Annotated in this window: 8 protein-coding genes; all 8 read left to right on the forward strand. The window is 69.2% G+C overall.

Annotated elements, in window-relative coordinates:
* The first annotated feature begins 149 nt into the window (after window positions 1–149).
* The 8 genes from rsmA (at window position 150) to OG542_RS23865 (ending at window position 14,480) form a co-directional block, all read left to right on the forward strand.
* Window positions 150–1,037 (forward strand): 16S rRNA (adenine(1518)-N(6)/adenine(1519)-N(6))-dimethyltransferase RsmA, encoded by an 888-nt coding sequence (gene rsmA / locus OG542_RS23830; RefSeq protein ID WP_261677887.1) that lies wholly within the window; start codon window positions 150–152, stop codon window positions 1,035–1,037.
* Entirely contained in the window at window positions 1,034–1,933 is a 900-nt protein-coding gene (locus tag OG542_RS23835; RefSeq protein ID WP_328413600.1) for a 4-(cytidine 5'-diphospho)-2-C-methyl-D-erythritol kinase, read from the forward strand. The genes rsmA and OG542_RS23835 overlap by 4 nt, the downstream gene beginning before the upstream one ends.
* A gap of 255 nt (window positions 1,934–2,188) precedes the next feature.
* Window positions 2,189–4,000, forward strand: a complete 1,812-nt coding sequence (locus OG542_RS23840; protein ID WP_328413601.1) for an ABC-F family ATP-binding cassette domain-containing protein — start codon at window positions 2,189–2,191, stop codon at window positions 3,998–4,000.
* Between the two features lie 191 nt (window positions 4,001–4,191).
* Entirely contained in the window at window positions 4,192–5,961 is a 1,770-nt protein-coding gene (locus OG542_RS23845; protein WP_328413602.1) for an outer membrane protein assembly factor BamB family protein, read from the forward strand.
* A 61-nt stretch (window positions 5,962–6,022) separates the two neighbouring features.
* Complete coding sequence (locus tag OG542_RS23850; protein ID WP_328413603.1) at window positions 6,023–7,816, forward strand: outer membrane protein assembly factor BamB family protein; 1,794 nt, start codon at window positions 6,023–6,025, stop codon at window positions 7,814–7,816.
* Window positions 7,817–8,069: 253 nt separating this feature from the next.
* The gene (locus OG542_RS23855) at window positions 8,070–8,747 is read left to right on the forward strand and encodes a helix-turn-helix transcriptional regulator (protein ID WP_328413604.1); all 678 of its coding nucleotides are present in this window, start codon (window positions 8,070–8,072) and stop codon (window positions 8,745–8,747) included.
* Between the two features lie 448 nt (window positions 8,748–9,195).
* The gene (locus OG542_RS23860; RefSeq protein ID WP_328413605.1) at window positions 9,196–14,094 is read left to right on the forward strand and encodes an RICIN domain-containing protein; all 4,899 of its coding nucleotides are present in this window, start codon (window positions 9,196–9,198) and stop codon (window positions 14,092–14,094) included.
* A gap of 119 nt (window positions 14,095–14,213) precedes the next feature.
* Window positions 14,214–14,480, forward strand: coding sequence for a hypothetical protein (locus tag OG542_RS23865; protein WP_328413606.1), 267 nt, complete (start codon window positions 14,214–14,216; stop codon window positions 14,478–14,480).
* The last annotated feature ends 65 nt before the right edge of the window (window positions 14,481–14,545 follow it).

The following is a 14,545-nucleotide window of genomic DNA, read 5'->3' on the forward strand; positions in this document are numbered from 1 at the left end:
CGACCTAGCTGCGGGCAATCGTGCCGCTAAGGGCGGCACGGGTGGGCGCAGCGGCACCCCGCGCCGCCGGGTTGCGCAACGCCCCGGCTCAGGCACCAACGCCGAGCACCCGGAAACCCCGCCGCACAACCCCCCGTACCCTTGTCCCCGTGACCAGCCCCGCCCCCGACGCCCTCCTCGGCCCCGCCGACGTCCGCGAACTCGCGACCGCCCTCGGCGTACGCCCCACCAAGCAACGCGGCCAGAACTTCGTGATCGACGCGAACACCGTCCGCCGTATCGTCCGCACCGCACAGGTCCACCCCGACGACGTGGTCGTCGAGGTCGGCCCGGGGCTCGGGTCGCTGACACTGGCGTTGCTGGAGGCCGCCGACCGGGTCACGGCCGTCGAGATCGACGACGTGCTCGCCGGCGCGCTGCCCGCGACCATCACGGCCCGCATGCCGGAGCGCGCCGAGCGGTTCGCGCTCGTCCACTCCGACGCGATGCAGGTCACGGAGCTGCCGGGCCCCGCCCCGACCGCGCTGGTCGCCAACCTCCCCTACAACGTGGCCGTCCCGGTCCTGCTGCACATGCTCGAGACCTTCCCGACCATCGAACGCACGCTCGTCATGGTCCAGTCGGAGGTCGCCGACCGGCTCGCCGCCGACCCGGGCTCGAGGGTGTACGGCGTCCCCTCCGTCAAGGCCAACTGGTACGCCGAGGTCAAGCGGGCGGGCGCCATCGGGCGGAAGGTCTTCTGGCCGGCGCCCAACGTCGACAGCGGTCTGGTCTCCCTGGTCCGCCGGACCGAGCCGATCAAGACGACGGCCTCCAGGAAGCAGGTGTTCGCCGTCGTCGACGCGGCGTTCGCCCAGCGCCGCAAGACCCTGCGCGCCGCGCTCGCCGGCTGGGCCGGGTCCGCCGCCGCCGCCGAGGAGGCCCTCGTCGCCGCCGGGGTCTCCCCGCAGGCGCGGGGCGAGTCACTCACCGTGGAAGAGTTCGCGCGTATCGCCGAGCACAAGGCGAACCAGCACCAGGAGAAGGAGCCCGTGTGAGCGTCACGGTCCGTGTCCCCGCCAAGGTCAACGTCCAGCTGGCGGTGGGCGCCGCCCGCCCCGACGGTTTCCACGACCTGGCCAACGTCTTCCTGGCCGTCAGCCTCTACGACGAGGTCACCGTGACCCCGGCCGACGAGCTCCGCGTCACCTGCGAAGGCCCGGACGCCGACCTGGTCCCCCTGGACCGCACGAACCTGGCCGCGCGGGCGGCCGAGGCGCTCGCCGGGCGGTACGGCCGCAGCCCCGACGTCCACGTCCACATCGCCAAGGACATCCCCGTCGCCGGCGGCATGGCGGGCGGCAGCGCGGATGGCGCCGCCGCCCTGGTGGCCTGCGACGCGCTGTGGGAGACCGGCGCCTCCCGTGACGAACTGCTCGGCATCTGCGCCGACCTGGGCAGCGACGTGCCGTTCAGCCTGGTCGGCGGGGCGGCCCTCGGCATCGGGCGGGGCGAGCAGCTGACGCCCCTGGAGGTCGGCGGCGCCTTCCACTGGGTGTTCGCCATGGCCGACCGGGGCCTGTCCACCCCGGCCGTGTTCCGCGAGTTCGACCGGCTCGGCGAGGGCACGGACATCCCCGAGCCCGTCGCCTCCCAGGAACTCCTCGCCGCCCTCGCCAAGGGCGACCCGGACGCGCTCGCCGCCGCCGTCTCCAACGACCTCCAGCCCGCCGCCCTGTCCCTCTTCCCGGAACTCGCCGGCACCCTGGCCACCGGCCGCGCCGCGGGCGCCCTCGCCGCCCTGGTCTCCGGCTCCGGCCCGACCACGGCGTTCCTCGTCCGCGACCCGGAGTCGGCGGCCGCGGTGGCACAGGCGCTGGTGTCCTCCGGCACCTGCCGGACCGTGCGGACGGCATCGGGTCCGACGCCCGGGGCGACGCTCGCCGGGCTTTAATCGCGTGCCCCGGTCGCCGAGGGCCGCTCAGGCTCCCCCGGTTGTCTGACAAGGGGGGACACGCGTGGAGCAACTCGTCGCGGCCGTACGACGCGGGGACGCGGACGAGGTCCGGGCCCTGCTGAAGTCGCTGATGGACGTGTGGCGCTACCAGCGCCGCCGGGAAGCTGCGGACGGCGGCTGACCGCCCCGGCCGGTGCACCCCGCCGCCGGACTACCCTGGAGGGTCGATCCATCCCCCTTGTCAGGAGAGTAATGGCCGTCAATCTGGTCAATGTCGAGAACGTCAGCAAGGTGTACGGCACCCGTGCCCTGCTCGACGGCGTCTCCCTCGGCGTCTCCGAAGGGGACCGCATCGGCGTCGTCGGCCGCAACGGCGACGGCAAGACCACCCTGATCCGGATGCTCGCCAAGCAGGAGGAGGCCGACAGCGGGCGCGTCACGCACTCCGGCGGACTGCGCAGCGGCGTGCTCACGCAGCACGACTCGCTAGACCCCGAGGCGACCGTCCGCCACGAGGTCATCGGGGACATGGCCGACCACGAGTGGGCGGGCGACGCCAAGGTCAGGGACGTGCTGACCGGCCTGTTCGGCGGGCTCGACCTGCCGGGGTTCCCCGCGGGCCTCGACACCGTCATCGGGCCGCTGTCCGGTGGTGAGCGGCGCCGTATCGCCCTCGCCAAGCTGCTCATCGAGGAGCAGGACCTGCTCGTCCTCGACGAGCCCACCAACCACCTCGACGTGGAGGGCATCTCCTGGCTGGCCCGGCACCTCCAGGTCCGCCGGTCCGCCCTCGTGTGCGTCACCCACGACCGCTGGTTCCTGGACCAGGTGTGCACCCGCATGTGGGACGTCCAGCGCGGATCGGTCTACGAGTACGAGGGCGGCTACTCCGACTACGTCTTCGCGCGGGCCGAGCGCGAGCGCATCGCCGCCACCGAGGAGGTCAAGCGGCAGAACCTCGTCCGCAAGGAGCTGGCCTGGCTGCGGCGCGGGGCGCCCGCCCGTACGTCCAAGCCGCGCTTCCGCGTCGAGGCCGCCAACGAGCTCATCAAGGACGTACCGCCGCCCCGCGACAGCAGCGAGCTGATGAAGTTCGCGTCCACCCGGCTGGGCAAGACCGTGTTCGACCTGGAGGACATCACCGTCCAGGCGGGCCCCAAGATCCTCCTCAAGCACGTCACCTGGCAGCTCGGGCCCGGCGACCGGATCGGTCTCGTCGGGGTCAACGGCGCCGGGAAGACCTCCCTGCTGCGGGCCATGGCCGAGGCGTCCCGGACCGACGGGGAGACGCAGCCGGTGGGCGGGCAGGTCAAGGTCGGCAAGACCGTCAAGCTCGCCTACCTGTCCCAGGAGGTCGCCGAACTCGAGCCGAGCACTCGGGTACTGGAGGCCGTGCAGCAGGTGCGCGAGCGCGTCGACCTCGGCAAGGGGCGCGAGATGACCGCCGGGCAGCTGTGCGAGACGTTCGGCTTCACCAAGGAGAAGCAGTGGACGCCGGTCGGCGACCTGTCCGGCGGTGAGCGCCGCAGGCTCCAGCTGCTGCGCCTGCTCATGGACGAGCCCAACGTCCTCTTCCTCGACGAGCCCACCAACGACCTCGACATCGAGACGCTGACGCAGCTCGAGGACGTGCTCGACGGCTGGCCCGGCTCGATGATCGTCATCTCCCACGACCGGTTCTTCATCGAGCGCACCACCGACCGGGTGTTCGCCCTGCTCGGCGACGGCGCCCTGCGGATGCTGCCGCGCGGCATCGACGAGTACCTGGAGCGACGCCGGCGCATGGAGGAGGCCACGGCCGCCTCGGCACCCGCCGCCGCGGCGCAGCAGACCGCCGCCCCGGAGAAGAGCGCCGCCGACCAGCGCGCCGCCAAGAAGGAACTCCAGAAGATCGAGCGGCAGCTCGACAAGGTCTCCGAGAAGGAGACCAAGCTCCATGCCCAGATCGCCGAAAACGCCACGGACTTCGCGAAGGTGGCCGGACTGGACGCCGAGCTGCGCGAGTTGGCCGGGCAGCGCGAGGAACTGGAGCTGCGCTGGCTGGAACTCGCCGAGGACGCGTGAAGGGTGCGTGAAGGCGCATAACGACGGCATCACGGGCCGGTCCTCCCTTGGGAACAGGGGGAGAGACGGCCCGTGCGCTGTCGGAACCTGGTGATAGAAAGAGTCGTCTTAGAACTTTATGAAACGACTCTGAGCTCATCGCGTACCTCAGGGCGTGGCTAAAAATCAGTGATCGAACGGGGGAGCCGCTGATGAATCAGCCGCCCAGTCAGCCACCGCACGGTGGCTTCGGAGCACCGCAGGACCAACCGCCGCAGGGCGGTGGCTTCGGGGCACCGCAGACCCCGCCACCTCCCCAGGGCCCGCCCCAGACGCCGCCACCCCCGCAGGGCCCGCCGCAGACTCCGCCGCCCCCGCAGCCGGGGTACGGCTATCCGCAGCAGCCCGGGCCCTACGGACAGCCGGGCCCGTACAACTCCGGCCCCTACGGCCAGCCGCAGCAGCCGGGTCCGTACGGACAGCCCGGCTACGGCTACCCGCCCCAGCCGCAGTACCCCGGCGCGCCCGGCACTCCGCCCGGCGGCGGTTCGGGCAACCCCTTCAAGGGCAAGCCCGCCCTGATCATCGGTGCCGCGGTCGCCGCGCTGCTCGTGGTCGGCGGCACGGTGTGGGCGGTCACCAGCGGCGACGACGGCAAGAGCAAGAAGAAGCCGGTCGCCCAGCAGAGCGACGACTCCAAGGACGGCGCCTCCGCACCGGTCAACCCCGGTGACGGCCGCGGCGACGGCGGCGAGGACCCGGAGAACCTCAACGAGGGCCGCCAGGCCGGCGAGGCCAAGGTCCTCTGGTACAAGGAGGCGCCCGACGCACCCGGCTCAGGCGCCGACGCCCCCGGCATGTGGATCACCGAGAAGTCCGCGGTGAAGGCGGCGTACAAGCAGCTCTTCGCCTACAACGTCGGCGACGGCAAGCCGGCCTGGGACCCGATCACCTTCCCCCAGAAGATCTGCGCGACGACCCCGGAGAAGACGGCCGAGGACAAGATCGTCGTCGCGTACATGAGCGGCAGCAGCGACCGCGCCAAGTGCAACCAGCTCCAGGAGATCGACCTCAACACCGGCGAGAAGGGCTGGAAGGAAGAGGTCGCCGACGGCGCCCTCTTCGACTCGACCCTGTCCGTCGAACTGTCCGTCACCGGCGAGACGCTGATGGTGGGCCGCTCCCAGTCCGGCACGGCGTACGACGTCACCAACGGCGACAAGCTCTTCGACAAGAAGCGCTACGGCGATTCCTGCTTCCCCGCCGCGTTCGCGGGCGGCGAGAAGCTGATCGCCGTCTCCTCCTGCGGCGCCGGTGGCAACAACGAACACGACGAGGTGCAGCAGCTCGACCCGCGCACCGGCAAGGTCGAGTGGACCCAGAAGTTCGACAAGGGCTGGCGCGTCGCGCGCGCCTACTCCGTGAGCCCGCTGGTCATCTACAGCACCAACGAGGACAAGAAGTCCTGGAACATCTCCACCTTCACCTCCGGCGGCAAGTTCCGCTCGCAGGTCGGCTTCGACGAGGACTTCGCCCCGGAGTGCGGCTGGGCCATCCTCGAGCGTGACCTCCAGGGCTGCCAGGGCGTCGCCGTAGACGACACCACGCTCTACCTGCCGACCGAGGCGACCACCGGCGCCAACGAGATCGTCGCGGTCAACCTCGCCGACGGCAAGGAGAAGTGGCGCGTCAAGTCCCCGTCCGACGAGTCGATGCTGCCGATGAAGATCGAGGGCGGAAAGCTCATCGCCTATGTGCAGCCGTCGTACGACGCGGGCGGCCAGATCGTGTCCATCCCGACCGGCGGCAGCGACCACAAGCCGGCCAAGCTGCTGCAGAACCCGCAGGGCGCGGCGGACATCGAGGACGGTTTCTTCTCCAAGGACATCGACTGGGCCGGTGGGCGCTTCTACATCTCGACCACCCGGCTGAGCGGAAACGACGACACGAAGGAGAAGTTGATGCTCGCCTACGGCAAGTGACTCTTCCTCTCCCTTCTCCTCCCTCTTCGTCGTCCCTCCCCTTCCCCGAGGTGCTCACGTCATGACCCAGCCGCCGCCCCCGCCGCCCCAACAGCCCCCGCCCGGTGGAGGCTTCGGGCCGCCCCAGGACCAGCCCCCGCAGCCGGGGTACGGCTATCCGCAGGCTCCCCCGACGCCCCCGCCGGCGGCTCCGCAGACGCCGCCCCAGCCGCCGCAGGCTCCGCAGGGTCCGCCGCCCGGTTACGGCTACCCGGGTCAGCAGCCGCAGGCGCCCTACGGGCAGCCGGGGCAGCCGGGACACCCGGGACAGCCGGGGTACGGTCAGCCGGGCTACGGGCAGCCCGGTTACGGCTACCCGCAGGGGACCATGCCGCTCCAGCCGCAGCCCGGACACCCGGGACAGCCCGGCGGCGGCAAGAAGTTCAACGCGCAGCTGGCGATCATCGTCGCCGCGGTCGTGGCGATCGCCCTGATCGTCGGCGGCGGCGTCTGGTACTCCTCGTCCAAGGACGACGGCAAGAAGGACGACACCGCCAGCTCCGGCGGCGCCACCGGCGGCACGGACGACAACAACGGCGGCACCACCTCCGGCGGCAAGGAGAAGGCACCGTCCGACCCGAGCGCCAAGGTCCTCTTCCAGGTCCCGGCGCCCGAGGTGAAGAACGACAGCACGGTCGTCGTCTCCGGCTCGTGGCTCACCGACAAGACGTACGCCAAGAGCGGCATCGCCCAGATCGTCGGCTACGACCGCGACACGGGCGGCAAGCAGTGGACGATCCCGCTGGAGGGCCCCGTCTGCCAGGCCAGCCGCCATGTCACCGAGGACAACAAGACGGCGATCCTCTACCAGCCCGCGATGCCGACCAAGGCCGACCCCTCGCACGGGTGCAGCCAGGTCGCCTTGATCGATCTCGACGCGGGCAAGAAGCTGTGGACGAAGACGGCCAAGACCGGTGACCAGCTGATCAGTTTCGACAACGTCACGGTCAGCGGCAAGACCGTCGCCGTCGGCAGCAGCAGCGGCGGCGCCGCCTTCGACGTCTCCGGCAAGCTCCTGTGGAGCCCCAAGCCGTCCGACTCCTGCTATGACGCCGGGTACGGCGGCGGCGAGAAGCTGGTCGCGGTGCGCAAGTGCGGCTCGTACGAGCAGCGGCAGCTGCACATCCAGACCATCGACCCGAAGTCAGGGAAGGTGATCTCGGAGTACAAGATGGCCGAGGGCATCGAGTACGCCAGCATCGTGTCGACCAACCCGCTCGTGGTGGCCGCCGACGTCGGCGACTCCGCGGGCGACGGCAGCGGCATCTCGGACTTCTTCTCCATCGACAGCAAGACCGGCAAGCTGCGGACGCGTATCTCGGCACCGGGCGAGCAGTTCGCCGCGCGCTGCGAGGGCATCACCCGCATCGAGTACTGCAACCAGCTGGCCGTCGGCGGCGACCGGTTGTACATCCCGACCGAGGAGCACGACGGCACCGGCGAGTACAGCCAGACCAACGAGATCGTCGCCTTCGACCTCGCCACCGGCAAGCAGACCGGGCAGCGGGCCGACGCGGGTGACGGCTACACGATCTCGCCGCTTCGCATGGACGGCGGCAACCTGATCGCGTACAAGCGGCCGCCGTACGACAAGGGCGGGCAGATCGTGAGCATCGACGGGGGCAGCTTCAAGCAGACGAAGCTGCTGGAGAACCCCGCGTCGGAGCAGGTGCGCGATGTGGAGACCAGCATGTCGCCGGACTACTCGGAGTTCCTGTACGCCGAGGGGCACCTGTACATGTCGAAGGTGTACGCGAGCAAGCGGTCCTCGTCGGGTGACAAGGAGTACCTGGCGGTCGGGTTCGGCACGAGCTGATCGTCCGATGATCATCTGGTGATCGACTGAGGTTGCTTTCGGTCCCGTCCCTGTTCAGGGGCGGGACCGTTCGCGTTTGGCTCAGTCAACCTCGAATGAGAGGAATTTCGGCGATCCGGGGCGATTCTCGCGGGTAGGGGGGCGCAACGTCGAACAAGCGTGTAGCTTCCGGGGGCATGAAGGCGGGGGAGCCGGGGGGCTTCCATTGGGGTGACTGGGGTGACTGGGGGGTTGCTCGATGGGAGTGCGGCTCATGGTGGTCGACGACCACCGATTGCTGGCCGAGGCGCTGGCCTCTGCGCTGAAGCTGCGGGGGCACCGGGTGCTGGCCGCGGCGGCGCCGGCCGCGGGGGCGGCGGAGCTGGTGATCACACGGGCGCCGGAGGTGTGCCTGCTGGGTACGGCCACGCCGGCCGAGCCGGGGATCTTCGATCCGGTGGTGCGGATCAAGCGGGAGCGGCCGCAGGTGGCGGTACTGGTGCTGGGGCCGGTGCCGAGTCCGCGGGGGATCGCGGCGGCGTTCGCGGCGGGGGCGGCCGGGTACGTCCGGCATGACGAGCGCATAGAGGGTGTCGAGCGGGCGATCATGAAGGCCCGGGCGGGGGAGGCGGCGGTGGCGCCGCAACTGCTGCAGGGCGCGTTCAGCGAGCTGCTGAACCCGGCCGCCCAACCGGACGACGAGGGCCAGCGGTTGCTCCAGATGCTCACGCCGCGGGAGGTGGAGGTCCTGGTCCGCGTCGCCGACGGCGAGGACACCCGCCTGATCGCGGCGGGCATGGGCATCGCACCGTCGACTGCCCGGACGCACGTCCAGCGGGTGCTGATGAAACTGGGCGTGGGCTCCCGGCTGGAGGCGGCGGCGTTGGCTGCGCGGACGGGGTTGCTGGACCGGGCGGGGCCGGTGGCCCGGGACCCGGGGCCGGAGGCCTGATCAGGTGCACGCCGGACGTCGTTGAGGCATGGGTGGGTTCTGGCCGATCTCAGCCCCGCGTGGCACCCGACTCAACACTGTGTTCACGATATGCACACAGTAAACGCACAGGTGTCACGGCAAGTTGTGCCTGTCTGGCCGGTGAAGTCCCGTGGCTCCTTTCGCGCCATGCTGCTCAGACCTCGAAGAAATACCCTGGTCGATTCGAACCCCTGTACCTAAAGTGATCGTCGTGCCCGGCGGAGCTGACCCCTCCGCCACAGCGCGCGTCAACCGGCGACCGGGGGGACACCGTCGCCACGGGGAGGGACGCATCGTCATGCCGGGAATCCGGCTCTTCACGCATCTCCTCCGCTCCTTCTGACGTACCCCCAGGCGCCTTCCTTTGCGACGAGGGGATGCTTTCTTGCGCCCAAGACCTGGGCCTTTCCTGCCCAGAACCCGTTTCATGCCCAGATCGGGCAGACCCCGGTTCCTGACCTCTGTCGTCACGTCCGCGGCAGCCGTGGCCGTACTGGCCGGACTGGCCGTCCACCCCGACGTGCTGGATCGCCTCACCGGCACCGAGGCAGCCGCCCCGGCGAACGACTCGGTCGACTGGTCCGACGACACGGCGGCTGAGCTGCTGCGACAGGACCAGTGCCTGATGGCGGAGGTGCTGCGCCTGGGTGGGCCGTCCATGACCGCGACCGCGCAGGACGGACTCGACCAGCCGCCGGACAAGCTGCACGCCCTGGCCAACCGGGATCACTGGGAGGACACCCCGCTTGCCCTTGCCTATCAGAGGGACAGGGACGCGGCCCGGAAGGAGCTCGAGGCCCTCAAGAATCGGCTCGGGGAGTGGGGTAAGCCACTCAACGGGCTGTCACAGCCGGGCGGCTTCGACTCGCTGGCCGACTGGCAAGACCCGCCCGGCTCAGTCGGCAGTGAGCAGGGCGACTTCTATACGCAGACCGGACTGACTTCTTGGGTCGCCGACAAATTCTGGAAGGACGAGGGCGACTTCTACGAGGACCTCACGCCCAAGGCTGACGACAAGACCCTGAAGGCCGTCACCGATCTGGGTGCCCCGCTCTACGGCGAGAAACCCTCTGACCCGGACCTGCCCAGCGGGGAGTGGCAGCGGCAGTACGAGGAACGACGGGCCTTTGAAGGGCTGTTCGACACATTCAACGGCAAGGGCGCCGATGACGCCCGCCTGTTCCTGGCCTCCGGCGGATTCCCCCGTACCGCCCCTGAGCCCGGGACAGCAGAGCACCGGATCGCGGTCGAGGACCTGAAGACCAGGTATGCCTCATGTGCCTGGCGGGATCCGATCGACCCGAACAAGGTCCTGGGCGGCATGACCGACACGGCCGCTTCGGAGTGGCAGCGGGAAATCGCCTCGCAGGCGGTCCAGCGCAACCAGATCCTGAAGTTCAACAAAGACGCCACCAACGACCTAGCCGCCGGTGCGAAGGCGTTGGGAAACCTGCTGGGGCACTCGTGGGTCGCCGACCGCCTGGTCCGTTGGCAGGACTACTGGGCTCCCGGTGGTGCGGGCTGGATCGGCGACTCCCCGGCCGTCATCCAGGTCGAGGCGGCCAAGGGCAAGTGCCTGGACGCGCAGGGTGGCGGGACGACCTCCGGCACCCCGGTGCAGATCTACACCTGTAACAACGCCTTGGGGCAGCAGTGGCGGCTCCGTGAGGCTTCCGGTGGGAGCTACAACCTCGTCAACGTCAAGTCCGGTAAGTGCCTGGACGTAGAGAACAGCAACCCTGCCAACGGCACGAAGATCCAGATCTGGACGTGCAACAACAGCAAGGCGCAGGAGTGGCAGTTCGATGTCCGCGCTGTCAGCGAGCTGCGTAACGTCGCCACGGACAAGTGCCTGGACCTGAACAAGTTCGAGAACAGTCACGACGCCTGGCTGTGGGGGTGCAACGGCACGAACCCGCAGAAGTTCCGGATCGTCCCCGAGGGTCACAACGGCACGGACAGCCAGTTCTACCCGGACAAGGCCCAGTTCGACCAGGCCAAGAAGAACATCGCGGCGGCGCAGACGCAGGCGCAGAAGCAGCTCGACGTTCTCAAGGCTTACTCGGCCAGGTCGCAGAGGCTCGCCACGGCCACTGACACTGCACAGAACACTGCGTACGCCATCGCCGACGCAGCCGGCGCCCCACGTGGCCGTGGCCTGCTGGTCGGCCAGCAGAAGGCCCAGGTAACCAAGGGTGCGGCAGCGGCCCTCGAAGCGATGGTCAAGGCCGGCGAGACAGCCGAGGCCGCCACCCGCGCCTCAGCCGGCGACAGCGCGACCATCGCACAACGCGCCCTGGCTCAGGCGGCCCAGTCGAAGGCGGAGTTCCGCAAGGCCGCCGCAGCGATGGCCGAGTCCCAGGCGAAGGCCGCGGCCGACGCCGCGAAGCTGCACCGTGACAACGCCAAGAAGGACAAGGAGACCGCGGAGGCCAAGCTCGCCGAGGCTCTGAAGGCCGAGGGCGAGGCCAAGTCGGCCGCCGCCGAGGCCCACGCCAAGCGCCTGGCCGCCGAGGCCGAGGAGAAGACGGCCGAAGCGGAGAAGAAGACGGCCGCCGCCAAGCAGGCCGAAGCCGCACAGCACAAGAAGAACGCCGAAGCCGAGGCGACGAAGGCTAAGGACGCCAAAGACAAGGCCGAAGCGGCCGAGGGCACCGCGGTCGAGAAGAAGAACGACGCGGTCAAGGCGCGTGACAACGCCAAGGCCAAGCGGGACGACGCGTGGGAGGCGGAGCAGAAGGCCGACGCCGCCCGGGCCAAGGCCGACGCCAAGGGCGCCTATGCCGACTCTCTGGAGGCCGGTCAGGCAGCTGACGACGCCCGCGCCGCGGCCAATGCGGCGGACAAGCACGCAGACGACGCCGAAACAGCCGCCACCAGGGCCCGTTCCGAAGCGGATGCTGCGACGAAGGCAGCAGCAGACGCCGATGCGGCAGCCACGCGGGCAGAAGCAGCGGCCAAGCGCTCCCGCGCGCACGCGGACGACGCCCAGGCGGCGAAGCTGAAGTCCGACGCAGCGGTGAAGACCGCGACGAGCGCCGCGGCTGAGGCCATCGACGCCTCCGAGCACGCCTCCTCCGAAGCCCAGACGGCCGTCGAGATGGCCGACGAGGCGGAGAAGCAGGCCAAGGCCGCCAAGTCCCATGCGGACGAAGCGAACAAGGAGGCCGGCAAGGCCCTGGCCGCCTCGGCGAAGGCAGCGGGCTTCGCCCACGTCACCGCCCAGGCTGCCGTGGACGCGGGCAACGCCGCCGCCCAGGTCGCCAAGCCCGCCAACGACGCGATCCAGCTCGGCTCCCCATACGTGGACACCGACTCGGCCGCCGGTCTGGTGGTCCTCACCGGCCAGGCGTCCAAGACGATCGCCGAACAGCAGAAGGCCGTCGCCGACGCGCACGCCAAGAACGCGGCGGCAGAGGCCTCAGCCGCCAAGAACCTGGCCGACCAGGCGAAGGGCGACGCCAAGGCCGCCTACCAGCACGCGGCCAACGCCGCCGGACACGCCTCGAACGCCCGCACCTACGCCAAGGAAGCCCTCGGCTACGCCGCCGACGCCGCCAAGGCCGCGTCCAAGGCAACCGCGTCCCTGGCTCGCACCGTCGAGTACAACCGCCAGGCCACCGAGGACGCCGAAGCCGCCGACAAGGCAGCGGGCCGCGCCGAAACCCACGCCAAGAACGCCCGCGACTCGGCCGACCAGGCAGCCCTCGACGCCGAAGCCGCCCGCACCGCAGCCTCACAGGCCGAACAGGCCGCCAAGGACGCACGTGCAGCGGCCAACCGCGCTGACGCCGCTGCGACCGAAGCCGAGGAAGCCGCCAAGGATGCGGAGAGGTACGCCAAGGAAGCCCAGGAAGCGGCCGACCGGGCCGAGAGACAGGAGAACGCGCAGCAGATCGAAACGGGAACCGTCGTCGACGAGACCGGTGGCGCCATCGGCAACATGTTCTACGTCGTCGACCACCTCCAGAAGATCGGCGATCCGCAGACCGTCAAGAAGACGGACGGCTGCGACGGCTGGATCGACAAGCTCTTCTACCAGGGCGACTGCACGATCACCGCGAAGATCCGGTTCAAAGCGGCTCTCGACCTGTACATGTGCACTGCGGAAGACCTGGACTTGGAGCAGTTCACCTGCCCCTCCGGTGCGACGGTCTACCTGGGTCAGCACACGACCAAGGAACTATCCACCGAGGTCACACACAACATCACCATCGCGGAGTACCAGAAGAACGTCGACCCGATCGACATCCTCTTCGGCAGCTGGATCAAATGCGCCCAGAAGATCGCCCCGGGCGGTACGGGAGGCAGTTGGGGCGGATGCGCCTGGGCGGCCGTGGATGTCGTGGCCCTGTTCGCCGGCAAGATCCTCAGGCCCATCGCGGACGCGGTCAAGGCGGTGGACGCCGCCGCTCGCACCGGCATCGGCTTCACCGAGGCGTGGAAGGGCCTGCGTGCGCTCGGCCTGTCCGATGAGGTCGCCGCCGGCATTGCCAGGGCGGGCTTCCAGAAGTTGGGGGCACTCTGCCTGAGGGACAGTTTCCCCGCCGGAACGCGCGTGCTGCTGGCCGGTGGCAAGTCAAAGCCGATCGAGACGATCAGCATCGGCGACGCAGTGCTCGCTACCGATCCGAGCGCCGGCATCACCCGCTCGGCACCCGTCACGGCGACGTGGTCCCACCCAGCGGACCGACTCCTTCAGATCGCCGTTGCTGACGGCGGACGGATACTGACCACGCCCGGACACCGGATGTACGTGCCAGGGCGCGGCTGGATCAAGGCCTCCGACCTGTACACGAATGACCCACTGCGTACAGCGACTGGTGCCGTCGAGGACGTGATCGGCGTCCGCTCGGTGACCACCTCGCAGAGGGTCTGGGATCTGAGCGTCGCCGACCTCCACACCTTCTACGTCCTCGCCGGCGAGACTCCTGTACTCGTTCACAACGTCAACTGCCCCACGTACATCGACGTCTATCCGAGCGGGCTTGGAATCGTCGCTGACATCGACAAGGACGGACTCGTCTCGTTTGTCATCAAGGCAGGTAAAGACACACCCCGAGGCAGCGAAATGTTCAACGCGGCGCTTGCTCATTTCGGCGACAACGTGAAGGGTGTCAAGGCGTACTGGCAGAATGGCGGTGAACTCAGCGACAACTTGGACTCTTTCAATGCAGCCGTACGAGGTGGCGCGTCGCTTGAAGAGGCGGCAGCGGCCACGTTCACGGGGAAAATGTCCAAGAGGGCAGGTTTCTCGAATGTGGAGATAACTGAACTCAGGGGCATGCCGGGGCACTACACGAATGTTGGCGCGACCTTCCGATAGGGAAGTGCCTTGCCCATGGCCAAGATAGAAACGTAAGTCAGGGTAGGTCTCACGTCACCGTGAGGTCTACCCTGACTTGCATAGGTAATCAAGACCGTCGACGAAAGACTGAGCACGCGATGGACAATCTGGAAAAGCTCGCAGGTGAGATGAAGGTGGCGCACACTGAAGGCAAGGATGCAGTGGAGCTCGCACTGCTCGCCCGGGAGAAGCTGGGTGCGGCTTTTGGGGTCATCTCATTCATTTCCGTCTTCCGTCTTGCTTTCAGTATTCCCTTGCCCGTACTGCAGCGCGCTCAAGCGTGGCAGCGGTTCGGCTGGGGAGGTGCGGCAATATCTGACGAAGAGTTCTCTGCCCTCCTTTCTCCTTGGCTCACGAACCAATAACCAAGGAGCGGAGGGGGACCTGCCGTCCCCCTCCGCTCCTCCGGGCCCCTCGCGCCTTCGCCCGA

Origin of the sequence: Streptomyces violaceus (genome assembly GCF_036014075.1) — a bacterium.
GTDB lineage: Bacteria > Actinomycetota > Actinomycetes > Streptomycetales > Streptomycetaceae > Streptomyces > Streptomyces violaceus.